Annotated in this window: 18 protein-coding genes, 1 tRNA gene, 4 pseudogenes and 2 CRISPR repeat arrays; of the genes and pseudogenes, 14 read left to right on the top strand and 9 right to left on the bottom strand. The window is 54.7% G+C overall.

All coding sequences use genetic code 11. The features are described from left to right. Window positions 1-229: 229 nt before the first annotated feature. The 3 genes from cas9 to cas2 are packed head-to-tail and all read left to right on the top strand — an operon-like array spanning window position 230 to window position 4,940. Window positions 230-3,703: a type II CRISPR RNA-guided endonuclease Cas9 gene (gene cas9 / locus PG2093B_RS07155; RefSeq protein WP_242502854.1), complete on the top strand. Its 3,474-nt coding sequence runs from the start codon at window positions 230-232 to the stop codon at window positions 3,701-3,703. Between the two features lie 12 nt (window positions 3,704-3,715). Further along, window positions 3,716-4,621 (top strand): type II CRISPR-associated endonuclease Cas1, encoded by a 906-nt coding sequence (gene cas1, locus PG2093B_RS07150; protein ID WP_129897907.1) that lies wholly within the window; start codon window positions 3,716-3,718, stop codon window positions 4,619-4,621. Then, complete coding sequence (gene cas2 / locus PG2093B_RS07145; protein ID WP_242502853.1) at window positions 4,605-4,940, top strand: CRISPR-associated endonuclease Cas2; 336 nt, start codon at window positions 4,605-4,607, stop codon at window positions 4,938-4,940. The genes cas1 and cas2 overlap by 17 nt, the downstream gene beginning before the upstream one ends. 50 nt (window positions 4,941-4,990) lie before the next feature. Next, a CRISPR array of direct repeats spans window positions 4,991-7,825; the repeat unit is 36 nt; unit sequence CAAGTCTATCAAGAAGGTAGGAAGCTAATTTCCAGC. A gap of 200 nt (window positions 7,826-8,025) precedes the next feature. On the opposite strand, the pseudogene PG2093B_RS09165 reads toward cas2, so the two are convergent. Then, a pseudogene (locus PG2093B_RS09165) lies at window positions 8,026-8,158 on the bottom strand (IS256 family transposase); the annotation flags it as partial. A gap of 140 nt (window positions 8,159-8,298) precedes the next feature. Between PG2093B_RS09165 and istA the strand changes: the two are divergent. Then, window positions 8,299-9,758 (top strand): annotated as a pseudogene (gene istA / locus PG2093B_RS07135) (IS21 family transposase). Between the two features lie 19 nt (window positions 9,759-9,777). Beyond that, window positions 9,778-10,521 (top strand): IS21-like element helper ATPase IstB, encoded by a 744-nt coding sequence (istB, locus tag PG2093B_RS07130; protein WP_129897905.1) that lies wholly within the window; start codon window positions 9,778-9,780, stop codon window positions 10,519-10,521. A gap of 78 nt (window positions 10,522-10,599) precedes the next feature. Here istB and PG2093B_RS07125 read toward each other — a convergent pair. Further along, window positions 10,600-11,496, bottom strand: a pseudogene (locus tag PG2093B_RS07125) (IS1249 family transposase); the annotation flags it as partial. Window positions 11,497-11,817: 321 nt separating this feature from the next. Between PG2093B_RS07125 and PG2093B_RS09160 the strand changes: the two are divergent. The 3 genes from PG2093B_RS09160 (at window position 11,818) to PG2093B_RS07110 (ending at window position 14,095) form a co-directional block, all read left to right on the top strand. After that, a complete protein-coding gene (locus PG2093B_RS09160; RefSeq protein ID WP_242502852.1) occupies window positions 11,818-12,123 on the top strand; it encodes a helix-turn-helix domain-containing protein in 306 nt (101 codons plus the stop codon). Between the two features lie 461 nt (window positions 12,124-12,584). Continuing rightward, window positions 12,585-12,893 carry an XRE family transcriptional regulator gene (locus PG2093B_RS07115; RefSeq protein WP_129897903.1) on the top strand — a complete coding sequence of 103 codons (309 nt, stop codon included), beginning with the start codon at window positions 12,585-12,587 and terminating at the stop codon, window positions 12,891-12,893. Further along, window positions 12,890-14,095 carry a HipA domain-containing protein gene (locus PG2093B_RS07110; RefSeq protein ID WP_129897902.1) on the top strand — a complete coding sequence of 402 codons (1,206 nt, stop codon included), beginning with the start codon at window positions 12,890-12,892 and terminating at the stop codon, window positions 14,093-14,095. Before PG2093B_RS07115 ends, PG2093B_RS07110 begins: the two co-directional genes overlap by 4 nt. Before the next feature lie 253 nt (window positions 14,096-14,348). Next, window positions 14,349-14,865: a CRISPR direct-repeat array (repeat unit 29 nt; unit sequence GTTTGCCCCGCATGCGCGGGGATGATCCG). Window positions 14,866-14,885: 20 nt separating this feature from the next. Here PG2093B_RS07110 and PG2093B_RS07105 read toward each other — a convergent pair. Continuing rightward, on the bottom strand, window positions 14,886-15,140 hold the full coding sequence (locus PG2093B_RS07105) for a hypothetical protein (RefSeq protein WP_129897901.1): 255 nt from the start codon (window positions 15,138-15,140) through the stop codon (window positions 14,886-14,888). A 376-nt stretch (window positions 15,141-15,516) separates the two neighbouring features. On the opposite strand from PG2093B_RS07105, the gene PG2093B_RS07100 reads away from it, so the two are divergent. The 6 genes from PG2093B_RS07100 to PG2093B_RS09000 all read left to right on the top strand — a co-directional run bounded on the left by PG2093B_RS07100 (window position 15,517) and on the right by PG2093B_RS09000 (window position 18,664). Further along, window positions 15,517-15,723: a hypothetical protein gene (locus PG2093B_RS07100; protein WP_129897900.1), complete on the top strand. Its 207-nt coding sequence runs from the start codon at window positions 15,517-15,519 to the stop codon at window positions 15,721-15,723. Continuing rightward, window positions 15,713-15,901, top strand: coding sequence for a hypothetical protein (locus PG2093B_RS07095; RefSeq protein ID WP_129897899.1), 189 nt, complete (start codon window positions 15,713-15,715; stop codon window positions 15,899-15,901). The genes PG2093B_RS07100 and PG2093B_RS07095 overlap by 11 nt, the downstream gene beginning before the upstream one ends. A gap of 512 nt (window positions 15,902-16,413) precedes the next feature. After that, on the top strand, window positions 16,414-16,779 hold the full coding sequence (locus tag PG2093B_RS07090) for a hypothetical protein (RefSeq protein WP_129897898.1): 366 nt from the start codon (window positions 16,414-16,416) through the stop codon (window positions 16,777-16,779). Then, on the top strand, window positions 16,736-17,365 hold the full coding sequence (locus PG2093B_RS07085; protein ID WP_129897897.1) for a DUF6036 family nucleotidyltransferase: 630 nt from the start codon (window positions 16,736-16,738) through the stop codon (window positions 17,363-17,365). Before PG2093B_RS07090 ends, PG2093B_RS07085 begins: the two co-directional genes overlap by 44 nt. 211 nt (window positions 17,366-17,576) lie before the next feature. After that, window positions 17,577-18,452 carry a hypothetical protein gene (locus PG2093B_RS07080; RefSeq protein ID WP_129897896.1) on the top strand — a complete coding sequence of 292 codons (876 nt, stop codon included), beginning with the start codon at window positions 17,577-17,579 and terminating at the stop codon, window positions 18,450-18,452. Then, window positions 18,452-18,664 (top strand): hypothetical protein, encoded by a 213-nt coding sequence (locus tag PG2093B_RS09000; RefSeq protein WP_165369738.1) that lies wholly within the window; start codon window positions 18,452-18,454, stop codon window positions 18,662-18,664. The genes PG2093B_RS07080 and PG2093B_RS09000 overlap by 1 nt, the downstream gene beginning before the upstream one ends. 310 nt (window positions 18,665-18,974) lie before the next feature. Here the strand turns inward: PG2093B_RS09000 and PG2093B_RS07070 are convergent, their stop codons facing one another. From PG2093B_RS07070 to PG2093B_RS07050, 6 genes and pseudogenes are all read right to left on the bottom strand, one after another. After that, a complete protein-coding gene (locus tag PG2093B_RS07070) occupies window positions 18,975-19,460 on the bottom strand; it encodes a helicase (RefSeq protein WP_129897895.1) in 486 nt (161 codons plus the stop codon). 151 nt (window positions 19,461-19,611) lie between these two features. Further along, window positions 19,612-19,863, bottom strand: a complete 252-nt coding sequence (locus PG2093B_RS07065; RefSeq protein ID WP_129897894.1) for a hypothetical protein — start codon at window positions 19,861-19,863, stop codon at window positions 19,612-19,614. Next, entirely contained in the window at window positions 19,860-20,546 is a 687-nt protein-coding gene (locus PG2093B_RS07060; protein ID WP_129897893.1) for a hypothetical protein, read from the bottom strand. Before PG2093B_RS07060 ends, PG2093B_RS07065 begins: the two co-directional genes overlap by 4 nt. Before the next feature lie 453 nt (window positions 20,547-20,999). Then, window positions 21,000-21,278 (bottom strand): hypothetical protein, encoded by a 279-nt coding sequence (locus PG2093B_RS09155; RefSeq protein WP_431520219.1) that lies wholly within the window; start codon window positions 21,276-21,278, stop codon window positions 21,000-21,002. Window positions 21,279-21,342: 64 nt separating this feature from the next. Then, window positions 21,343-21,425: transfer RNA gene (locus PG2093B_RS07055), tRNA-Tyr, on the bottom strand. 183 nt (window positions 21,426-21,608) lie between these two features. After that, a pseudogene (locus tag PG2093B_RS07050) lies at window positions 21,609-22,004 on the bottom strand (IS256 family transposase); the annotation flags it as partial. Window positions 22,005-22,133: the final 129 nt, after the last annotated feature.

Here is a 22,133-nt window from a genome sequence, read left to right as displayed (position 1 = left end):
GTTGTGTGCAGACTGATAATCGTGTATACTCGGATTTGCTAATTTCCAGTAAGGATGGACTCGATAGCCATCTTGAATGCTAACGGAAATGCTCCGCAGGGGAAGCTTCGGCTTCCCCGTTTTCGTATTCCACCATACTTTTGATGCATGGTGTGTAGATACAGAATTACTGATGGAGTATGGGTCTACATTAGGTGATTTGAAGAATATGCTATACACTGAGAGGACGATGACTTCCAAAGGGGGCAACATGAAACAAAGGCGTTACACTATTGGGGTTGATGTTGGTCTGTATTCCGTAGGATTAGCGGCCATCGAACTCGATGAGACAGGGATGCCTGTGCGCATTCTCAAGGCGATGAGCGTGATTCATGATGGAGGTGTGGATCCAAATTCGCAGAAAAGTGGGGACTCCCGCCGGCAACAGGCTGGTATAGCACGGCGTACGCGTCGTATGCGTAGGCGTAGGAAGGCTCGCTTGGCTAGGTTGGATAAAAAACTTAGCGATTTGGGTTTCCCCATCGTGGATGAAAGGCTGCTCCATGGATTTGGCGCGTGGCAGATCCGTGCATTGGCGGCGTCTGAATACATTGAAAATGAGGATGAGCGCAGACGTGCAATCTCCATAGCCTGTAGGCATGTTGCACGGCATAGGGGGTGGAGAAATCCATATATTCGTGTGGAATCTTTGCTGAGCGTGGACGCGCCATCATCAGAGCAATATCAACAATTGCGAGATAGTGCCATTGCGAAGCTTGGTGGGGAATACATTCCAGAAACTGCGACTCCTGCCCAAATCATTTATGCAGTGCTCGCTGAAAACCATGGTCCGGCAATCCGCATCCGTACGTCGACTGGCAGTAAGAAGTTGGGCGTCAGAGAAGGGCTTATTTCCACTCGTCTTATGCAGGCGGACTATGCATATGAATTGCGCACTATCTTCAAGCAGCAACATGTTTCGGAAGAAGTGGCTCGTGAGTTGATTCTCGCTATATTCGAAGCGAAATCTCCGCGTGGCTCTGCTGAACGCCGTGCAGGGCGTGATGCCCTCGATCCCATGGAGATAAGGGCATCAAAAGCTTCTTTGGCCTTCCAACGTTATCGTATCGCCAATATCATCACCAACCTTCGCATTTTGGATGGTAATGCACTGCGACCGCTTACGGTCGATGAAAAGCAACGGGTGTACCAGCGCCTTGCATCGCAACAGACGGGAGAGAATCTGCTGTGGAACGATATTTGCAGGGAACTGGGATTGCCAAGGAATCGCCTCAAGGGCGTTGGTTCGCTCACTCAGGATGGCGAGGAGCGAGTGACAAGCCAACCTCCGCAATTGACATCCGTGCAGCGGATTATGGGGTTGAAAGATTCGAAGCTTCGTAAACTCCTCCAGCAATGGTGGAATGAAACTGATGATTCCACGCATGAGGCAATGATTTCGCTGCTATCGAATGCGGTCGATATTGACGACAAACGAGAAGATCCAGTATTTACAGAAGCCATTGAGTTCATTGAACGTCTTGATGATGATGCACTGACCAAGTTAGATTCCATTGATTTGCCGAGTGGTCGTGCGGCATATTCAGTGAAGACGCTGAATAAACTGACAAGACGAATGCTGGATACTGATGACGATTTGCATGCGGCTCGTAAAGCGTTGTTCGGTGTGGATGATAATTGGCGGCCCCCGCAACTGCCAATCCATGCACCCCTAGGTAATGCTGCGGTGGATAGGGTGCTGAAAATCGTCCATCGATTCCTGATTGCTGCGCAAAGTCGATGGGGGAACCCGGAATCAGTTCAGATTGAGCATGTGCGCAATGGGTTCTCGTCTATTCCCACTGCGCGTCAAGACAAGCGTGATTATGAGTCCTACCTCGCGAAGCGAAACGCATACCGAGCTCAACAAGCAGAGGATCTGAAAAAGGAGTTTGGGCTGGATACCGTTCGCGATTACGATCTTCGGCGCATCGAGTGCATTACCCGGCAGAATGGCGAATGCCTGTATTGTGGTCGCACCATTAGTTTCAAGACATGCGAGATGGACCATATTGTCCCCCGCAAGGGTGTTGGTTCCACAAATACCAGAAATAATTTTGCTGCCGTATGTGAGGAGTGTAATCGGTCTAAATCCAATATGCCGTTTGCCGTATGGGCACAGACGGATGCAGCACGGCAGCGAGGTGTTTCCTTAGAAGATGCCCTTGCTAGAGTCAAGATGTTCAATATCGATTCGTTGGCAATGAGCAGCCGAGAGGCGAGAAATTTCATGAATTCCGTAATCGCACGATTGCGGGAGACTGAACAGGATGAACCGATTGACAATCGGTCCATCGAATCAGTCGCGTGGATGGCTGATGAGTTGCATCGACGCATTGACTGGTATTACAACTCGGCACGATATACGGGAACTTTGGCTGCAGATGAGCCAGCTGCGACACGAGTGAGCGTGTATCAGGGAAGTATCACTGCCGAAGCGCGTAAGGCTTCTCAAATCGATGGGCAAATTCATTTTGCTGGAGCAAAATATAAGACGCGTCTAGACCGTAGGCATCATGCCATTGATGCAGCAGTAATCGCAATAATGACATCAGGAGCTGCGCAAGCTTTGCAGATTCGCAGGAATTTGCATATAGCGCAGAATGCGATAGGCCACATTGAAAAGGACGAAGTTGCGTGGAAAGAATATCCAACCTTGGATGACCGAGGATATGCTGCCTACAGAAAATGGGTGGAGTCTATGCGTGCGCTGTTGGATTTGCTCAACGAAGCATTGGATGCAGACCGTATACCAGTAACTCATTTGTACAGATATTCATCTGGTAATTCTGCGGCTCATGATGCAACTATTCACCCGCTAGTTAGAGTTCCGCTAAGTAATGCGATGGATGCCAAATTGATAGCGAAGGCCTCAACGCCAGCACTATATTGTGCTTTGACGCGTTTGCCGGAATATTCGCCGAAGAACGGTCTTCCTGAAGATATGCATCGTGAGATTACGGTGAATGGAACGTATTACACGGCATCGGACACTGTGACATTTTTTTCTGGTAACAGTGTGCAGATTGCTGTGCAGCGAGGATCCGCTGATATTGGATGTGCTATTCATCATGCTCGCATCTATAAGTGGTATAAGGAGAACAAGAAAGGCGAGCGTACATATTCGTACGGTATGATTCGCGTGTTCCAACCCGATTTGCTGCGTGCTACTCATGAGGATTTATTCACATGTGCCCTTCCTGAGCAGTCTATTTCGATGCGGTATGCAGATCACAATGTAGTCGATGCTATTCGCGACGAGCGTGCTGAGTATAAGGGTTATCTTGTTGTAGGTGATGAGATTGAGCTGGATTTTCCCGACGATGTGAGCGATCAGCTGGTTTCCTTCCTCAATCTTTTTGAACAGGATCTGCATGTTGACAGCACTATTCTTGGTCGATGGGTGGTGACGGGCTTCGAGTCTGCGACGAGAATCAATCTGCGACCGAGTGTATTGGCACTCGAAGGATTGTCGAAAGTCCTAGAACGATTGGATGTCGACTCTAAAGTCCTCGCTAATGTGAATACTCTATTTTCCAGAAGTTGGCGTTTGACCATCGGGAAGATTCTTCCCTACAAAGCAACGGTGGTTCGTCGGAATACTCTTGGTGAGAAACGATATGTTTCCTACAACCATATGCCAGTTTGTTGGTCCTTCGATTAAGCGGGTGGAAATATGCAAAGCGCTTGGCGAGTCATGGATTGCACACAATTACGAGGTAAGCTGCGATATGTTCGCGGACGCTTGCGCGTATGCCGTGAAGGCGAGGATCCAGTGGAGATCCCGTTGGCTCAGATTGCCGTGATATTGCTGGGACAAAAGGCTACATGCTCTACTGCGTTGTTATTCGAACTTGCAAAGCATGGTATTAGTGTCATGCTCTGCGACTGGCGTGGGATTCCAGTGGGAGCCTTGCATAGTTGGAGTGATTCTCCAACGTTTGTTACTCGCAGACAGCGTGCGCAGGTCTCAATGAGCGTACCACGGCAGAAAAATGCGTGGATGCAGATTATCAAAGCTAAAGTGCGTGGTCAGGCGCATTGCCTTGATGTATGTGAAAAATCAGGAGGGAATGAGCTTCGTGAGCTTGCGAAAGCGGTTCGTTCCGGTGATTTGACCAATATTGAAGGACAGGCGGCGAGAAAGTATTGGCAGTACCTTTTTGGTGGAGAGGGTTTTCGTCGCGTTCCAGGAGCAGGAGAGGGGCGTAATTCACAACTGGATTACGCCTATGCCGTTCTTCGCGGTTTCGTTATCAAATCAATATGTTCAGCCGGTTTGTCGCCAGTTTTTGGAGTTGGACACCACAACCGATCCAATTATTTCTGTTTGGCTGACGATTTGATAGAACCATATCGTCCTGCCATTGATTGCCGGGTTGCGCAACTGGATATTCAAGGATCTTCCCTAGGGAAAGACGAAAAAACAGCATTGGTGCAGGCAGTGCACTCTCAGTTCAATGGAGGGCTGACAATTCCCAGTTCCATTGACGAGTTTGCACAGCAATTTGGCTTATATTGTGAGTCGAAGGAGAGGGTATTGGCAACTCCGATTTTTGGAGGATATGATGAAAAAGGATGAGGAGAGTGGGGGGATGTGGTGTTTGGTGATGTTCGATTTGCCTGTACAGACCAAGAATGAACGACGCGAGGCAACAGCGTTCAGGAATATGCTGCTTGACATGGGTTATATGATGGTACAGTTCTCCGTGTATGCGAGATACTCACCAACCCAATCGGGAAACCGATCCACGGTGAAAATGATTAAGCAGCATTTACCGTCCGGGGGGAAAGTACGGGTGGTGCATATTAGCGACCATCAATGGGCGCAATCTCTGCGTTTTGTCAACGAGGTTCCTCAAAACAATGTGGAGGCACCAGATGTCTGCACTGTTTTTTGAACATCTTTTTGGTGAAAATCGTTGGAAAACCTACCTTCTTGGCAGGCTATCAAGTCTATCAAGAAGGTAGGAAGCTAATTTCCAGCGAGCGTGACTGGTGTCACGAACTTCTGGCAAGTCTATCAAGAAGGTAGGAAGCTAATTTCCAGCACACTCGACGAGATGCTCGCCGACGAACCAAGTCTATCAAGAAGGTAGGAAGCTAATTTCCAGCATTGATCGTAGTGGCCCGTGTGCGTCTGCAAGTCTATCAAGAAGGTAGGAAGCTAATTTCCAGCATCGCGTCGCGCAAATCGGGCCGGTCGGCAAGTCTATCAAGAAGGTAGGAAGCTAATTTCCAGCGCTGCGGTGAGGTTGATGGGTGTGGGTGCAAGTCTATCAAGAAGGTAGGAAGCTAATTTCCAGCACGCCAATGAGAATCACCATCATGCCGGCAAGTCTATCAAGAAGGTAGGAAGCTAATTTCCAGCATTGGCGCCAGGATCACCGTAGACTTCCCAAGTCTATCAAGAAGGTAGGAAGCTAATTTCCAGCTCGATACACTCAAGGCCAAGGGCAAGATCAAGTCTATCAAGAAGGTAGGAAGCTAATTTCCAGCAGCGCGAGCAGGAACTGTGGCGCCAATTCAAGTCTATCAAGAAGGTAGGAAGCTAATTTCCAGCTGCGCAGGCGGCGGATGGCATCGTTGTCCAAGTCTATCAAGAAGGTAGGAAGCTAATTTCCAGCGCACACCATGGCGGGAACTGACCGCCTCCAAGTCTATCAAGAAGGTAGGAAGCTAATTTCCAGCTCACGATCCTGCCCACGTGCGGCGAACCCAAGTCTATCAAGAAGGTAGGAAGCTAATTTCCAGCCATTGGTTCGGATGCGGTGGACATGGTCAAGTCTATCAAGAAGGTAGGAAGCTAATTTCCAGCGACGGAACCACATATGATTCCAGCAAGACAAGTCTATCAAGAAGGTAGGAAGCTAATTTCCAGCGCATGTCCGGCATGGCGCTGGTGATGGCCAAGTCTATCAAGAAGGTAGGAAGCTAATTTCCAGCTTCGTCGGCTTCAAGTCCGAGAACGGCTCAAGTCTATCAAGAAGGTAGGAAGCTAATTTCCAGCACGCAGATCGACGAGTGGGCGCTCCGCTCAAGTCTATCAAGAAGGTAGGAAGCTAATTTCCAGCAGAGGGCACGCGGATAGTAGGCCGGGTGCAAGTCTATCAAGAAGGTAGGAAGCTAATTTCCAGCACCGTCATCGCCTCAAACCCGTCGGCACCAAGTCTATCAAGAAGGTAGGAAGCTAATTTCCAGCATCTACAGCGCTACGGGGCCGACGATTTCAAGTCTATCAAGAAGGTAGGAAGCTAATTTCCAGCGACGCGCCGGTAGTCGGTAGCGTGGGCGCAAGTCTATCAAGAAGGTAGGAAGCTAATTTCCAGCGCGTGGGGTTCCCTAGTATCTCCCTAGCAAGTCTATCAAGAAGGTAGGAAGCTAATTTCCAGCCGGCGTAGTGGAGTTGGTCGCGCATGCGCAAGTCTATCAAGAAGGTAGGAAGCTAATTTCCAGCGAAGAGGGCATAGCAAGTCTATCAAGAAGGTAGGAAGCTAATTTCCAGCCGCGACGTCGGTCAGATGGTCGGGGGAACAAGTCTATCAAGAAGGTAGGAAGCTAATTTCCAGCATTCATACTGCCGCTGCAACTGATGCAGCAAGTCTATCAAGAAGGTAGGAAGCTAATTTCCAGCCGAACGGTGTGGACATGGACGCCATCGACAAGTCTATCAAGAAGGTAGGAAGCTAATTTCCAGCACGCGCTCGACCTGTGCATCAAACTCGACAAGTCTATCAAGAAGGTAGGAAGCTAATTTCCAGCTGGCGGAATCAAGCGTATGGGCCCGAGCCAAGTCTATCAAGAAGGTAGGAAGCTAATTTCCAGCATCAGATTCGGGTTAGCGATGTGGTTTCAAGTCTATCAAGAAGGTAGGAAGCTAATTTCCAGCGACGCAGGTGACGGTGGACACGGATTGTCAAGTCTATCAAGAAGGTAGGAAGCTAATTTCCAGCTATCGACCCGGTGACCTCGTCCGCGAAATCAAGTCTATCAAGAAGGTAGGAAGCTAATTTCCAGCTGCAGGAACACGGGGCGTTCCACCTTCACAAGTCTATCAAGAAGGTAGGAAGCTAATTTCCAGCACCGATCCATACGATGATGCTTCCGGCGCAAGTCTATCAAGAAGGTAGGAAGCTAATTTCCAGCGATGGTGATGACCCATGCGAATTGTTCACAAGTCTATCAAGAAGGTAGGAAGCTAATTTCCAGCTGAAGGAGTACGGTATTCAAGGCAGGCCCAAGTCTATCAAGAAGGTAGGAAGCTAATTTCCAGCCCGCAAACCACTGTTCACTTCTTGTGCTCAAGTCTATCAAGAAGGTAGGAAGCTAATTTCCAGCGATGGTGATGACCCATGCGAATTGTTCACAAGTCTATCAAGAAGGTAGGAAGCTAATTTCCAGCAGATCCCCGGCGTCACCAAGACCGAGGCCAAGTCTATCAAGAAGGTAGGAAGCTAATTTCCAGCCACCGCCACCAGCCGTCGATGGTTTCGACAAGTCTATCAAGAAGGTAGGAAGCTAATTTCCAGCGAGCTGTCGTTCGCTACGTCGGCTGAGACAAGTCTATCAAGAAGGTAGGAAGCTAATTTCCAGCGCATGGGCCGCACAGACCGGGACATGCGCAAGTCTATCAAGAAGGTAGGAAGCTAATTTCCAGCCGGTGTGGAACGCTCTTGTCACGTTCTTCAAGTCTATCAAGAAGGTAGGAAGCTAATTTCCAGCGCCAGACACCACTCGTCATCGAGACCTACAAGTCTATCAAGAAGGTAGGAAGCTAATTTCCAGCGTGAAGAATCACGAATTTCCGGCATATAGGAACTAAAGTTATTGATTTAGACTTTCATTCGGTTGCGTTTGGGTAGCGTGTGCTGGCGTGGAATTCGTTCCAGTCGGTGCCGGTTCCGAGTGTTGGCTGGGTCATGTCGGGCTCGTTGTCTTGGTCTGTACGTGGTTTGCCCTGCCGGTCGTGTTGCTTGAGGATGCGGGCGGGGTCGGGTTTGGCGCTGTGCATGGTGCAGTGCCATTCGCAGGCGCGGCGCATGTGCGCCTCGGGCAGGCCGCGGTGGTTGACGAGCATGCACTTGAGCGCGGCGTTGAGCCCTCCCTCGAGTGTTTGTGTTCAATTGGGGATTGAGGTTTTGGTCAGGTAGTTTTTTCGGGTTTGCGCATGGGAGCATGCCGACCATCACCGTTGGGTCTGGTTGACTGGGAAGTGCTCTAATTCTTCCAGTTGAAAGGCCCGGAAAGGCAATGATCAGCATGTCCGTAGTCCACTCTATCCGTTCGATGCGAAAGGAAGGCTGCTCGGTCGCGGCGATAGCCCGCGAGCTGAACGTGAGCGAGCCGACCGTGCGCAAGTACTTGAAGGTGCGTGACCTGTCGCCCAAGCCGCCGGTCAAGCGGGCCAGGCCGTCGAAGATCGACCCGTGGGTGCCGTTGATCGAGCAGTGGCTGGCCGAGGACCGCGAGTCGTGGTCGAAGCAGCGTCACACGGCCACGCGCATCCATGAGCGTCTGGTGCACGAGCATGGTGCGGACGTGTCCCTGTCGACGGTGAACCGCAAGGTCGGCGAGCTCAAGCGGCAGTTTCGCTTGGAAAGGGAGAGCGGGTTTCTGGACCTTTCATGGCATGAGGCGGAGGCGCAGGCCGATTTCGGCCAGACCGATGTCTGGTGGCGTGGGGTGCGCACGCGCATGCGCTTCTTCGTGCTCTCGTTCCCGTATTCGAACACGGCGGTCGCCTGCCTGACCCCGGGCGAACGCGGAGTGCACGTGCGCGGCGCTTCGTGGCCTGTTCGAGCGTCTGGGGGGGCGTGCCGCGCCGCATCGTGTTCGACAACGCGGCCGGCGTGGGGCACAAGCGCAAGGACGGCGGGGTGCGCTACACGGAACTGTTCGCCGCCTTCCGCGCGCATTACGGGTTCGACTCCACGCTATGCAACCCGTATTCGGGCCATGAGAAGGGCAATGTGGAGGCCAAGGTCGGCGCGATCAGGCGCGCCCTGTTCGTGCCGGTGCCCAAGGCGTATGGTTACGAGTCGTTCAACGCCGACCTGTTCGAACGCTGCATGGCCATGGCCGACAAGCCCCATTACCGCAGGGGCGAGAGGGAGTCGCGCCTGTTCGAGCACGACAGGGCCATGCTGCTGCCATTGCCGGCCGCCGGATTCGACCCGGTGGCCTACAAGCGCATGAAGGCCGACAAATACGGGGCCGTCACCCTCGAGGGACGCCACCGATACTTCACCGGCATCGAGCACGCCGGACGCGAGCTGATCGTCGGCCTTCGCGCCGACAGCGTCGAGATCCTCGACACGACCGGCAAGCCCATCGGCATGCACGAACGCGCGTACGGGGACGCGCCCACCAGCAGCGACGACCCGGTCAACCAGCTCGAGGCGCTCGTGTTCAGGGCCAACGCGTGGCCCAACAGCAAGGTGCGCGACGCCCTGCCCGACCCGCTGCGCTCGTGGCTCGACCAGCAAGGACGCATCGAGCTGCAGGGCCACCTGCGCACCATGCTCGCCGTCAGCCGCGACACCGGATGGCGGACCGCCATCGACGCGATGAGCGACGTGCTCTCGGCCACCGGCACCCTCGACGCCGCCAGCGTCGAACTGCAGGCCGCGCGCCTGCGTGCCGGCAACGAACCCATCGTCTACGACGAACCCGTCGACCTGAGCGAATACGACATCGCCTTCAGCGACCTGCACCACTGACCCCCACAAGGACCACACCATGAAGAACAACGACACCGCCACCCGCCTGCGCGACAACGCGCGCGCCCTGTTCATCTCCAACGACACCATCGACGACCTGCTCGCATGGGCCACGCCCCGCCAGATCGACGCCGTCAACACCATGCTCGCCCGCGAGATCGAGCACCGCGAACAAGGCAAACGCCAACGCCTGCTGCGCCGCGCCAAATTCCCCGTCATCAAAAGCCTGGACGGCTACGACTACACGCACGTCAAGATGCCCGACGGCTACGACACCGACCAGCTCACCAGCCTCGAGTTCCTCGACCACGCACAGGACCTCGTCTTCTACGGCAAGACCGGACGCGGCAAGACCCACCTGGCCACCGCCCTGGGCATCAAGGCCGTCGAACAGGGACGCACCGTGCGTTTCTGCCAGACCGCCGAACTCGTCCTGCAACTGGGCAAGGCCAAACGCGCCGGCAACCTCGACCAGATCCTCAAGGACCTAGGCCGCGCCGACCTGATCATCCTCGACGAATTCGGCTACGTGCCCTTCGACATCGACGGAGCACGCCTGCTCTACCAGATCATCGCCGGAGCATACGAACGCCGCAGCATCATCTTCACCACCAACATCGAATTCGGCAAATGGGGCACCATCTTCGCAGACGACAAACTCGCCGCCGCCATCATCGACCGCATCGTCCACCACGGACGCCTCATCGAATTCCACGGGCCAAGCCGCCGTCTGAGCCAAGCCCTCATGTTCAACAACAAATAACCACCCGCCGGCACGCCCCATGCACAAAACCGAAAAAAGCTAATGACAAAAACCAAAACGCCAATTTGACAAAATACACTCGAGGCGGTTGCTGTCGCGTGGCACGGGGCCCTGCGCGGTCAGTGTGGGGTCGAGGAAACAAAAGAGCGTGCCGTCTTTGAAGAGGCGTTCAAGCCTGAAATAGGCGCGGCGCAATGGCAGGTGGGTCCACCACCATCCGCTTCTGCTCGTGGCGGCCCTGGGATCGTCGGGATGGTCCTTGGCATACGTGCGTTCGGCCAGCATGCCTTTCCAGCGTTCGTGCCACGCGTCGGGCGCCTGGCCCCACCTGGCGGCCGTGTCGGCGTCGTGGATGCGGATGAGCGTGTCGGCGAGGCGTTTGAGATCCTTGCCCGCCTGCAGTCTGGGTCTGGAGGTCAGATCGGCCCTTGTGTCGCGTTGCACGTGGACCAGGCAGCGTTGGATGCGCGTGCCCGGCCAGATTTGCGCGCAGGCTTTGAGGATGCCTTTCATGCCGTCGCATACGAGCACGTCGGGAGGTGCGATCTGTTCGAACAGGGCCTGGTAGGCGGCCGCGCTCTCCCGGGCGCACCACTGCCAGGCGAGCACCTCGCCGTCCTCGCCGTCGACCGCCGTCAGCAGGCACCAGCCGTTCATGTAGGTGCCGTCGGCCATGACCGTGCGATGCACCACGCCGTCGGGTTCGATGCGCGGGGCGAGCCGCCAGCACCAGTCCACGCGTTTGCGGAAGTTGCGCGCGCTCTCCGTGCGTTTGCGTTGGGGCGCGGCCTCGAGCAGCCAGTCCAGGAACTGCGCCAGCTGGGTGCGGCGCCGTTTGGTGTTGTTCCTGGTGCCGGCGGTCAGCCTGCACCCATCGCACTGCCAACGCTGCCGGCCCATGCGGTCGTGCCCGTTCTTGCGCATCGGCGACTGGCAGACCGGGCATTTCTTCGCTTGCTTCGAACGTGTCCTCATGACACACATTGCACACGAAACCACACAAGCAGATACCCGTGCGCATCTGCAACGGGACGACACGCCTACTGGCGAAAAGGCAAACCAGACTCTAAATCAATAACTTTAGTTCCTATATGCCGAATTTCCTGAGTGTTCAAGTCTATCAAGAAGGTAGGAAGCTAATTTCCAGCATGGGTCTACTTATCTCATATATCAAGGTTAGTCTATCAAAGTCTATCAAAGAGAGAGTCAATTCCCATATCCGTTATCTAAATGAAAGTGTAGCATCTGTTGGGTTGGTAATTGTCCAGAAAACCAAGCCGAAGGACTATTGCACCTATGGGAGCGGTGTATTCACACCTGTCGGAAGAAGAACGGCAGGTCGTCCAGATTGAGATTGGCAACGGTACCGGCATACGGGCGGTCGGCACGATGCTCAGGCGCAGCGCATCCGCCATCAGCAGGCAGATCAACCACGACATGTGGTTGCCGTCCAATGAGTGGGTCGTACCGACCAAAACACCTCAAGGCGGCCCGTGGGCGCCGTCATTGTATCGCCGGTCCCGCGCAGTGCAAGGCCGGACGGCGCAGTGCGAAGCCGCGCAAGCTGTATCGCTTGTCGGGTATGGGTGTCTGTGGGCGTAGGTGGTCGCGGCTGGGTTTGCTCGCTGCTGGCCCGGCGGGCTGCGCGTCCTGTGGCCGGATGACCGGCTCATGCACGTGTGCCCAGAGACAATCTACCAATGAATCCACGCCATACGCGGCTGCGCGACGAACTGGGTATGGCCAGGATCTTCGGACTCGTACTCCAGCTGGCAGCGGGCGAGTAACGAGAATCGCGACGGCATGATCCGCCGCTATCTGCTCAAACGCCACATAATCGCGATGGGCGTGGTACGGGAGGTGTAGGAGATTGTCTACGAGACCGACAACAGGCCCATGCGCATGCTCGGAGACCGCACACCTGACGAACTGCCAAACCTACAAGCCTGACAAAGATGACACACTTTCATCTAGACAACGGAGTATGTACAAGGTTTGTATAGTGTTTGTTACAGTAAAATCGCAGTAGATGATTGCAAGGCTGAAAATGTGAGGAGGCGGAGATGCATACAACACTGGACTTGAGCCAATACGATGATGTGACGGTGTATGACGATGCGCCTCGTAGGCCAAAGATACATGTGGATTATCTGCCGACTCCGTCAGCGGTTGCACGCCGTGTGCGTGAGTTGATTGATGGCCGCCACTTGAGCATGGAGCGGGTGGCAGCGGATGCGCATGTCGATGTGCATGCTGTGCGTTCGTTGTATGACAGGGGTTTAGCGAGTTTGCAAGATACCCGGCGTGTGTTCGCGATGTTGGGAATTCATGTGCATGCGTATCCGGTTGAGATGGTGACGATGTCGCTATGAGCGATGTGTTGCATGTGTGGGTGGGCGATCGATGCCATGTGGGTATGTTCATCCGTGACGATGACAATCTGGTGGAGTTTCGGTACGATTCCGATGCCGATACGCCAATTAGCGTGAGTTTGCCTCTGGATGGGGATTGGACTGTGCGTGCGCCAGAAGCGTTCCTTGACAATCTCCTCCCCGACGAGGAGACTGCCCGCCATGCCATGATGTTTCGTCTGGGCGCGGCATCGACTGACGTGTTCGACCTGCTTGATGGCGTGGACTCCACCGGTGGTCTTGTGTTTACTCGTTCTGATGATGCGGAAAACATTACGAGAATGATCGAGCCGGTTGACGAGAATATGCTGGCCGATCAGATTGCCTTGATTGAGAGGCGTCCGCATTCATGGTGGAATGAGGAAGGCGTGCACGAGCGTTTTTCTCTGGCCGGCGCGCAGGGCAAGTTCTCGCTGACTCGTATTCAGGATGAGTGGTATTGGCCGAATGCCGCTGTACCGTCGACGCATATCGTCAAACCGCAGCCAAGGGATTTGCATGGTCTGCGCGACATCGAGCTCGCTGTCATGGATTTAGCGCTGTTGTGCGGTCTTCCAGTACCGCAGCATGGTGTGTTGTCCGTACAGGAACATGATGCGTACATCGTGGAACGTTTCGACCGTGCTGTCAGGGATGGCCGTATTGTGCGTTTGCGCCAAGAGGATCTGCTGCAGGCCATGGGACTGCCAGGACGGATGAAATACGATGTGAGCGTCGATGACGTGCTTGATTTGTTGCACCGTGTGGATGCAAGCGATGAGTTGGCATATGTATGGCTTGAGCGGTATGCGTTTAATGTTTCGACCGCGAACAGCGATGCGCATGCGAAGAACTATTCATTGATGCTGGGCGCCGATGGTGTGCGATTATCTCCGGTGTACGATGCTGTCGCCACCAGATTCTGGCCTGAGTTTGTGTGGGAGTACGCGATGCCGATAGATGAGGATGCTCCGTTTGCCGAACAGGTGACACCCTCCCAATGGGCTGAGCTGGCACGTAGGCATATGCTTGATGAGGAACGGGTGGTTGTTCTTGCTCGTACAATGGCCGCTCATGTGCTGACACGGGCTGAAACATTACGTGAAACACTGGCCTCGCAAGACTTCGACCGACTCATGGCATGTCTGCGTAAAGTCAACGAATCAATCGAACCCTTATTCTAGCGTTCGCGGACGAAGGACCTTCCTTTGTGGCTGCGGGTGCAGGAGGGTCCGACTGCAGTCTTGCGATTATCGATCTGCTCAAGGTTTGCCCCGCATGTGTAGGAATGATTGTTGACCCGATGCTAAACTGAGAGTCGGGTATTACCGCAGTGAAGAAGTTCGGAATCATGATGACGTTAGCGAAGTGTGGCCGACTGTGCAAATCGAATTTTTCGGGCATTGTTGGAGAGTGTTTTGCTAATAGAATCAGACTGTTTGCCCCGCATGCGCGGGGATGATCCGAAATGGAGGAACGGGAAACCCTGAAAATCACCGTTTGCCCCGCATGCGCGGGGATGATCCGAACAAGAAGTTTTTTTGCGCAGCGGTTACGCTGTTTGCCCCGCATGCGCGGGGATGATCCGGAGGGCTTCGTCACCGGCATCACCATGCAAAAGTTTGCCCCGCATGCGCGGGGATGATCCGCGCTCAAAGCGGCACAGGATGCGATCGCCGACGTTTGCCCCGCATGCGCGGGGATGATCCGACTTGACCCACTGCACAGCGGCTACGGTGACTGTTTGCCCCGCATGCGCGGGGATGATCCGGTCACCGTGCGCAACAGCCTGACAGGCGAGCGGTTTGCCCCGCATGCGCGGGGATGATCCGGCTCCGCGGAGGTCGGCCAGATCCCCGGACAGGTTTGCCCCGCATGCGCGGGGATGATCCGCGGCAATATCGGCGGGGCCGTATCGGGGCTCGGTTTGCCCCGCATGCGCGGGGATAATCCGCTGTTTCGAGTGGACCCGGTTCATTCAAAGAGGTCCGCGAAGCGTTGAATCTCCGGATAATCCGGATCCTTGGTCAGTTCTTTTACTGATTCTGGGATTTGTTTGAGTATCTCAGGGTTGGCGCAGGCCGTATCCAAAGCCCGCACAATCGCGAGATCAGGCTCACCGACGTCGAGGAACGACTCCATGTAATCCGCTTCGTCAGAAGACACATGTTTGATTACGTTAATGCATTGCTTGGCGATCTCAACCACTTGTCTGTTCACATCATCCATGGCGTTCGCCCCCTGTCTTCCATTTCTTCCTCTTGGAAAGCCCTACTTCTATTCTACCGTTTTCAGTGTTTCTCACTACGCCGGATCCGCCGGCGGGAAAGTTTGCCCCGCATGCGCGGGGATGATCCGGCGTTATGCAGTTCTATCATCTCATAAGCCAAGTTTGCCCCGCATGCGCGGGGATGATCCGCACTCGCCGACGTGCGAGCGAACGGCAAAAACGCCAAACCAATGAGCCGTGCCATAAACTATGTCTTGAACAACAGAGAAAGGCCCTACAACGAGTCTTACAACTCAACAACAGGGCAGCCAAGAAACACGCGAAAAGCATCATAAAGAAACGAACATAACAATGCGCACGCCAATAGATCCACCAATGAAATGCAGGGAATACTACCCGCCAGTCGACAAAGAAATCGCCGCCCTGCCGACGTGCGAACCCGGCGAAAAACCGGAACCACTACTGATCCCTGAATACCTGTTCGACACACCCAACGACGAACGGACAGAACCACAGCCGGACAACACGGAACACGAGCCATACACCGACCACGACCCGAAACCAGCCGATCATGACCAGTGAACAGGCCCTCGACCGCATCGCCCACAGCCTCGAACAGATCACCGACATCCTCAACGGCAGCACGCCACTCGAAATCACCCGAGAAAAAGCATGTTTGCCCCGCATGCGCGGGGATGATCCGAAACGGCAGCGGGTCGAGGCGACCACGAACAAGTTTGCCCCGCATGCGCGGGGATGATCCGATCACGCCGGAGGCCATCGCCGCCGACAAGAAGTTTGCCCCGCATGCGCGGGGATGATCCTCTATGTTGAAGAACGGACCGTGGAACATGCCCCAATACACTATCAGCGCTTCAGCAAGATTCATTTTTCAACGTTGCGGTCGCGCATTTCTTCAGGGAGATACCGGGCAAAGTCACCATTGTAGGAAGTTCTACGGCCGCGTTCACTCATGACAGTTCTTTCATCACGTTATCCTGTGGGTATTCAGATGAGCGCATCATCTGGAACTTCGCCCTATGGTTTCGGCTTGTCGATATCGAGCCAGTGCTGGATGTCTTTGATGCATTCGGTCAGACTCTGGGGATACGACTCCCCAAAATGGAAGTAAGGCTTGTGGAACCGTTCCACGTACTCACGTGTCAGTTTTTGGAACAGATACAAGGTTTGTATAGTGTTTGTTACGGTAAAATCGCAGTATAAGCAGTATAAAATGATGCAAGAGCGGAACGAGCTGGAAGGAGGAATCTCGTGACGGATATCAGAGATTTCCGCAGCATTGAGGAATACCGGCAGTGGCTGCGCATGAACCGGTTGTTTTCCCAGTATCCTATTGATCAGATCCGCCGGTGGGGGTTGGCGCAACTGCCAGAGGTCCGTTCCATGGTCAACGGCGATTACTTTCAGCGGCTAATCGACGATTGGGAGGACGCATTGCATGATCCTGACCCGTCCGGTTTGCGAACCGTTGCATTAGACACCACGCCGTACGGCATCAATATGAGACAGAACAATCCTCTGTCTGGCATGCTTGGCGAAGAGGAGAACTGGCGAATCATCAAGGAGTCGCGTGATGAACAGAGAGCAGTTCTATCATCTGCTGCGTGCATCGGCTGAAATAGTAGAGAACCAACGCGCGATACGCGGGATAGATGTCAATGCGAAGCCCGCGAGAATCCTCATAATCGGTTCTCAGTCCATCCTTGGATCCTGGGACGACGAATACCTGCCGGCATACACGACCCGTTCGGTGGAAGTGGATGTCGCCTTCATGCCCACGGCCGAGGACGAATACGCATTCGACATGCCCGGTCAGGATCTCGCAGACTTGATTGAAGGATATCTAGGGGAGGAAACCCGCTTCCGTGATTCGTTCAAGGTTTATGCGCAGGGTGTCGAAACTGGTACTGCCATACTGCCGATGAGATGGGAAGACAGACTGGTGCGGTTGGAGGTTCCCGGACAGCAGACGCGTACGGAGATTTATTGTCTGGATCCCTATGATTTGTGTGCGGCGAAACTCACCCGCCTTGAGGAAAAGGACCGGCTGTATGTCGGTTCGTTAGTGGAGGCAGGTGACATTGATGTGGATAAGCTTCGCGAACGTGTCACCATGATTCGTGATTCACGTTTCACAATTCCGCTGCGCGCGCAGGCGCAGGATTTCCTGAACGCATTCGCAATTGGGAAAACACATTGTTGAGAACCAGTGAAATATCGTATGCGATCCGTCGAAGTGGGCGAAGCAGGCCATACTCACCGCATTTGCCCCGTATGTGCGGGGATGATTCGACCTTAAAAGCCGGTGCGTCACTGAAGATTGCGTTTGCCTTGCGTGTGGGGGATCAATGCTCTTACTTTTTGCTGGAGGGATGTTCCCCCCGTTATACTTGCTGTGTCCTGCAATTGCGGGAATGATCCGGAACGCTTCACCAAAATGGCCCATGATCTTTTGTTTGCCCCGCATGCGCGGGGATGATCCGCACCCGGACACCGCACGCCTATGGGCCAAGTACGCAAAGGATTACCTGATCCTTGACAAGGGCTTCGGCGGTACCACGCGCTTCTCCCCAGTGCGCGGAGGCATCTTCCTTGACTTGGAGAAGATCTTCACCGGCGACGACGCTCACCGCCCATATCAGACTCTGTTCCACGAGACCGCGCACATGCTCGACTACCTGCTCGGCAAGAACACCTACTATTCCACACAGGCGAAAAACGATGGCAAGACATTCAACGAGACATTGTTCACCGATGCCATGAACCTGTTCAATGCCACACGAAAAGAACTCGTGCAAAAGCGTAGGAAACAGCTGCCGATGGTCGCCGAGATGCGCGCTAGACTTCGGCGTTCCGGGCAACTCACAGCGCAGCAGTTGACCATATTGCAGAATGCCGGGATCATCTCTGACATATCCAACTTCCGAGGCGAGAAGGCATGGCAGCTAAGCAGCAGAATCACCGCATATGAAGACATGCTGGTCAATCCGCCGGAACGCAAAGAAATCCTCCGCGCCATAGCGGACAAGGTACACGAAGGCCGAAAGCTCACAGACGTAACAGACCTAGATGTAGACGATATGCTGCAAGCCGCTCTCGGCGATGACTACCCATACTGGGTTGGCCATCTCGGTGATGGGTATTTCAATCCCACACGTCAATGCGCCGAGGCTTGGGCTGAGATGATGAGCTCGCAGATCGCGAATCCTGATGCATGGTCGTTGATAGAACGTGTCTTTCCGCAATCAGCTACAATGTTTAATAGCATGGTGAAGGAGGTGACGGGATGATGGCAGATGCTGATTTCGAAGCTTTCTGCGAGGAGGCAAGAGATATTCCAGGCGGTGACCTGTTGTCGGCGTATGCCGTGTCCCATGGCGTCGGCTTCTTTGATATCGAGGACACATCCATCAACGTCACACAAGAAGAACTACGCCGTTGGTTGCTATGGTGCAACTATTACGGCAGACCGAAGGAAGAGTACCCACTCGCGAATCAATGAGACAATGCAAGGCCTCCGATTGTTTGCCCCGCATGCGCGGGGATGATCCGCGCTTGCCCACGACCGGGCTGAGCGTCTCCTCGTAGGAGGACTTCTGCTTGCCTTCGACGATGACCTCGGCTTCGGCGTTGCCGGAGAACACCATATATTCCTTGTCGAGGAACAGCTGTGGTTCGCTGGGGCTGAGCGCCGCGATGGTCGATGTATCCCTTCGCCTTCTTCGTGATGACGGTCGCCACTTCCTTCGGAAGCAGCACCTTGTCTGTTTGCAATGCCATATGAGGCTCCTAACTTGTTGGATGTTATGGGGTTACTTGTCTTCACCGAACAGGCGCGACACCCACGCCTTGGCTTCCTCATCGGCGGTCTTGCCAGAGGGCTGCTTGGCCGGGTCGCTGACATGCGGCAGTTTCGGCGCTGGATGCAGTAAAGGTTCGAGGGATGCGGCATGCGCCTCGATCTCCTCCAGACTCGTGCCGCGAAGCACATCGGCCGGCGCACCGGTCTTCTTCGCGACCTGTGTACGCCATTGCTCCTGCTGTTGTGCGGCCTTGTAGCCGGCGTTCTCCTGCTCGAGTTCGGCGATGCGCTTGGCGGTCTTCTCCGCGTCACTCATCTGCGCTTCCTTGAGCTTCTTGAGTTCCTCGAAATCAGCGAAGCTGGCCTTGGCGCGGTCCTCCCATTTGCGTGACTGCGCGACCGCCTCCTTGTATTTCGCCTCCCAGTCCGTGGATTCGTCCTGCGTGCCCTGCGGTTCGTCGGCGTTCTCGTTCTGGGTGCCTGTGTCGTCTGCCATGTCGTCTCCTGTTCTCTCGGGCCCATGCGGGCATGAAAAAGCCCGCCATGCGACGGGCTCCAGTGGACTGCACCGGAATCGAACCGATGGGGTAGAGGCCTTCCAGTCCTGGTATGCAAAAGGCCTCCAAGAATGGAGGCCTTGCGTTGATTCACTGATTCGCGAGTGGATACTCGTCTTTCGATCTCCCATAGAAGATGCACCAGCTGACCCACCGATACAACTCCTCATCAGAAACGTTGATGGAGGTATCCTCTATGTTGAAGAACGGGCCATGGAACATGCCGCAATAGGTGCCCAACGCGTCATCTGTGTCTTTTTTCAGTGTCATTGCATCGTGGTCCTCGGCGAGGAACTGCTCGAAGTCGCCGTCATAGAAGACATCAAGCCCTTGCGTTTTCATGCCAGCACCTCCTTCACCATGGTATTGAATATTGTAACCGATTTCGGGAAATACTGCTCTATCAGCTCGTAAGCCTTTGGATTCGCGAGCTGGGCATCCATAATCTCCGCCCAAGGTTCGCCACAGACGTGCTGGAATGAGGAGAAGTACCCATCGCCATGCCCGACCGATCGGGGATAGTCATCGCCTAGAGCCGCCTGCAGTATGTCATCGACGTTGCGGTCTGTCGGCTTCGACTCTGCGCGTATATGTTTCGCAATGTTCCTCATGGCTTCGTCGTCGCTGATTTCGATGCTGTTCTTCAACTGTTCGATGTGCCAGCGCATATTGGCGTCGGGGCCGTAGCCCTCGACGCTGTTGGCGTACAGGTCTTTCAATAGGCCGTTGTCCTTCATCCACACGAGGTCCGTTTTCTTCCAACGGCCATGTTTGTTGAAATAGCTTTGTATTTCATCCAACCGGCTGACGCGTTGGTTCCTGATGGACGCTTTCTCCTGTTCCAGAAGACGCCGGCCTTCGTTGCGGATCGATGTGCCGAACATCTGCTGGTACGAATAGGGCATGGCACCGCCAAGCAGCTGGTCAAGCATATGGGCGGTCTCATGGAACAGGTTCTGATACGGGCGGTGCACGCTGTCGCCTGCGTATATCCTTTTCAGGTCAAGGAAAATGCCTCCCTCCACGGGTGAGAAGTGCGCGGTGCCACCGAAGTGCTTGTCGATGATTAGGTAGTCCTTTGCCCGGCGCGCCCATAGGCGCGGTGTCCGGATGCTTTGACGCGTTGAGCATCTTATCGACGCGCAATGCATGCCTCTCACCGAGGGCTTTGTATAGTTCGCACCCGCGTGGGATGCGCAGTTCGGGGTCCAGAGCGGACCCGTCGGTGAAGGCATGGGGGAACCGTTCTCTCAGCCATGAGAACACGTTCCGTGAGCTTGTGCTTTCGCCGGCATCGGCGGCCATGCGTTTCGCCGATTCGTACAGGTCCTTGTACTTGTCCGGGTCATATCCCGCGAGGGTCGTTTGCCCCGCATGCGCGGGGATGATCCCTCAACACTCCGCAGGTGCAGGTCCCAAAAGGTGTTTGCCCCGCATGCGCGGGGATGATCCGTCCGGCCAGCCGATGCGCTGGTACGTCATCGGGTTTGCCCCGCATGCGCGGGGATGATCCGCTGCTCGTAGTCCTTGAGCTTGGCCTCGTACTTCTTCTCGATCTCGGCGACGCGTTTGGCGAGCGCATGGCTGAACTCCTTGGACGCATCCGCCCCGTCGCCGTTGTGTTCGCCGTTTGGCTCCTGCTGTGGCGGATCCTTCGGTTCGGTGTCGCCCGAGCCGTCTTCGCCATTGCTGGTGATGGTGCGGTACGGGCGTGGGCTGGACTGCTGCCAGAGGTCGGGGTTGTGCAGTTTCGGCATTGCTGTTTCCTTTGCTGTGTGGTGCGCACGGTTAGCGACGCGGCGTGCGGGGTCCGCGGATACGTGGTGGATGCAGGATTCGCACCTGCGCGGCTCAATGGCGGCCGATTTACAGTCGGCTCCGGTCGGCTACTGCGGCAATCCACCGGGATGTGATAGAATGTTGAATGAAGAGGTCCCGCGATTGACACCTGATAACCTCCGCGTTTCGGAGGGGTGACATTCCTGGACCTCTTCCGTCATCGAACACGAATCAGTTTGTTTTCCTTGGAATTGATGTATATTCGCCCCTGTTTGAATCTTGGGTTATAGGCCAAAAAGTGTGTCTGGCTAGTCGGTGTCTTTCCATGGTGTGTTGGTGTGGAATTCGTTCCAGTCGATGCCGGTTCCGTATCTGGCGGGGATGCCGAAGACTTGCTGCCTTCCTCCGTCGCTGCGTTCCCATGCCTGTCGGTAGAGGTGTTCGATCTGTTCGTCGCGCCACGCATGCGTGGCCAGCCATGCGGGGTTTTCGGGGTGTTCAGTGTGTTGGTGGCACCACCAGCACACGGCCTTGATGCGACGGAGCAGGCACAGGCCGCGGTGGTTCCTGAGCATGGCGCGGATGCGTGCGTTTTGCGATTCGATGGCGTTGTTGGTGGTCGGCACGGGTGTCGCGGTGCCCAGTTCGGGGTCCATGAAGGTGAACATGGTCCGTTCGCGTATGCGGCGGCGCATGGTGTCGCGCGTGTATTTTGTCAAGTCGGTGTTTTGGTTTTGGTCATGTAGTTTTTTCGGTTTTGGTCATTGGGGCATGCTGGTCGTGGTTGATTGGTTGTTGGTGTGGTCGAACATGAGGGCTTCGCTCATGCGTCG

The sequence above is a fragment of the Bifidobacterium pseudolongum subsp. globosum genome (assembly GCF_004155535.1).
In the GTDB taxonomy this organism is placed as follows: domain Bacteria; phylum Actinomycetota; class Actinomycetes; order Actinomycetales; family Bifidobacteriaceae; genus Bifidobacterium; species Bifidobacterium pseudolongum_C.
Note: the sequence above shows the minus strand (reverse complement) of the source record. Positions and strands in the feature narration are given on the sequence as shown.

Excerpts from the sequence above, each read along its gene's own strand:
- cas9 (WP_242502854.1), top strand. The coding sequence starts at position 230 with ATGACTTCCAAAGGGGGCAACATGAAACAAAGGCGTTACACTATTGGG.
- cas1 (WP_129897907.1), top strand. The coding sequence starts at position 3,716 with ATGCAAAGCGCTTGGCGAGTCATGGATTGCACACAATTACGAGGTAAG.
- cas2 (WP_242502853.1), top strand. The coding sequence starts at position 4,605 with ATGATGAAAAAGGATGAGGAGAGTGGGGGGATGTGGTGTTTGGTGATG.
- istB (WP_129897905.1), top strand. The coding sequence starts at position 9,778 with ATGAAGAACAACGACACCGCCACCCGCCTGCGCGACAACGCGCGCGCC.
- PG2093B_RS09160 (WP_242502852.1), top strand. The coding sequence starts at position 11,818 with ATGGGAGCGGTGTATTCACACCTGTCGGAAGAAGAACGGCAGGTCGTC.
- PG2093B_RS07115 (WP_129897903.1), top strand. The coding sequence starts at position 12,585 with ATGCATACAACACTGGACTTGAGCCAATACGATGATGTGACGGTGTAT.
- PG2093B_RS07110 (WP_129897902.1), top strand. The coding sequence starts at position 12,890 with ATGAGCGATGTGTTGCATGTGTGGGTGGGCGATCGATGCCATGTGGGT.
- PG2093B_RS07105 (WP_129897901.1), bottom strand. The coding sequence starts at position 15,140 with ATGGATGATGTGAACAGACAAGTGGTTGAGATCGCCAAGCAATGCATT.
- PG2093B_RS07100 (WP_129897900.1), top strand. The coding sequence starts at position 15,517 with ATGAAATGCAGGGAATACTACCCGCCAGTCGACAAAGAAATCGCCGCC.
- PG2093B_RS07095 (WP_129897899.1), top strand. The coding sequence starts at position 15,713 with ATGACCAGTGAACAGGCCCTCGACCGCATCGCCCACAGCCTCGAACAG.
- PG2093B_RS07085 (WP_129897897.1), top strand. The coding sequence starts at position 16,736 with ATGAACAGAGAGCAGTTCTATCATCTGCTGCGTGCATCGGCTGAAATA.
- PG2093B_RS07080 (WP_129897896.1), top strand. The coding sequence starts at position 17,577 with ATGATCCGGAACGCTTCACCAAAATGGCCCATGATCTTTTGTTTGCCC.
- PG2093B_RS09000 (WP_165369738.1), top strand. The coding sequence starts at position 18,452 with ATGGCAGATGCTGATTTCGAAGCTTTCTGCGAGGAGGCAAGAGATATT.
- PG2093B_RS07070 (WP_129897895.1), bottom strand. The coding sequence starts at position 19,460 with ATGGCAGACGACACAGGCACCCAGAACGAGAACGCCGACGAACCGCAG.
- PG2093B_RS07065 (WP_129897894.1), bottom strand. The coding sequence starts at position 19,863 with ATGAAAACGCAAGGGCTTGATGTCTTCTATGACGGCGACTTCGAGCAG.
- PG2093B_RS09155 (WP_431520219.1), bottom strand. The coding sequence starts at position 21,278 with ATGCCGAAACTGCACAACCCCGACCTCTGGCAGCAGTCCAGCCCACGC.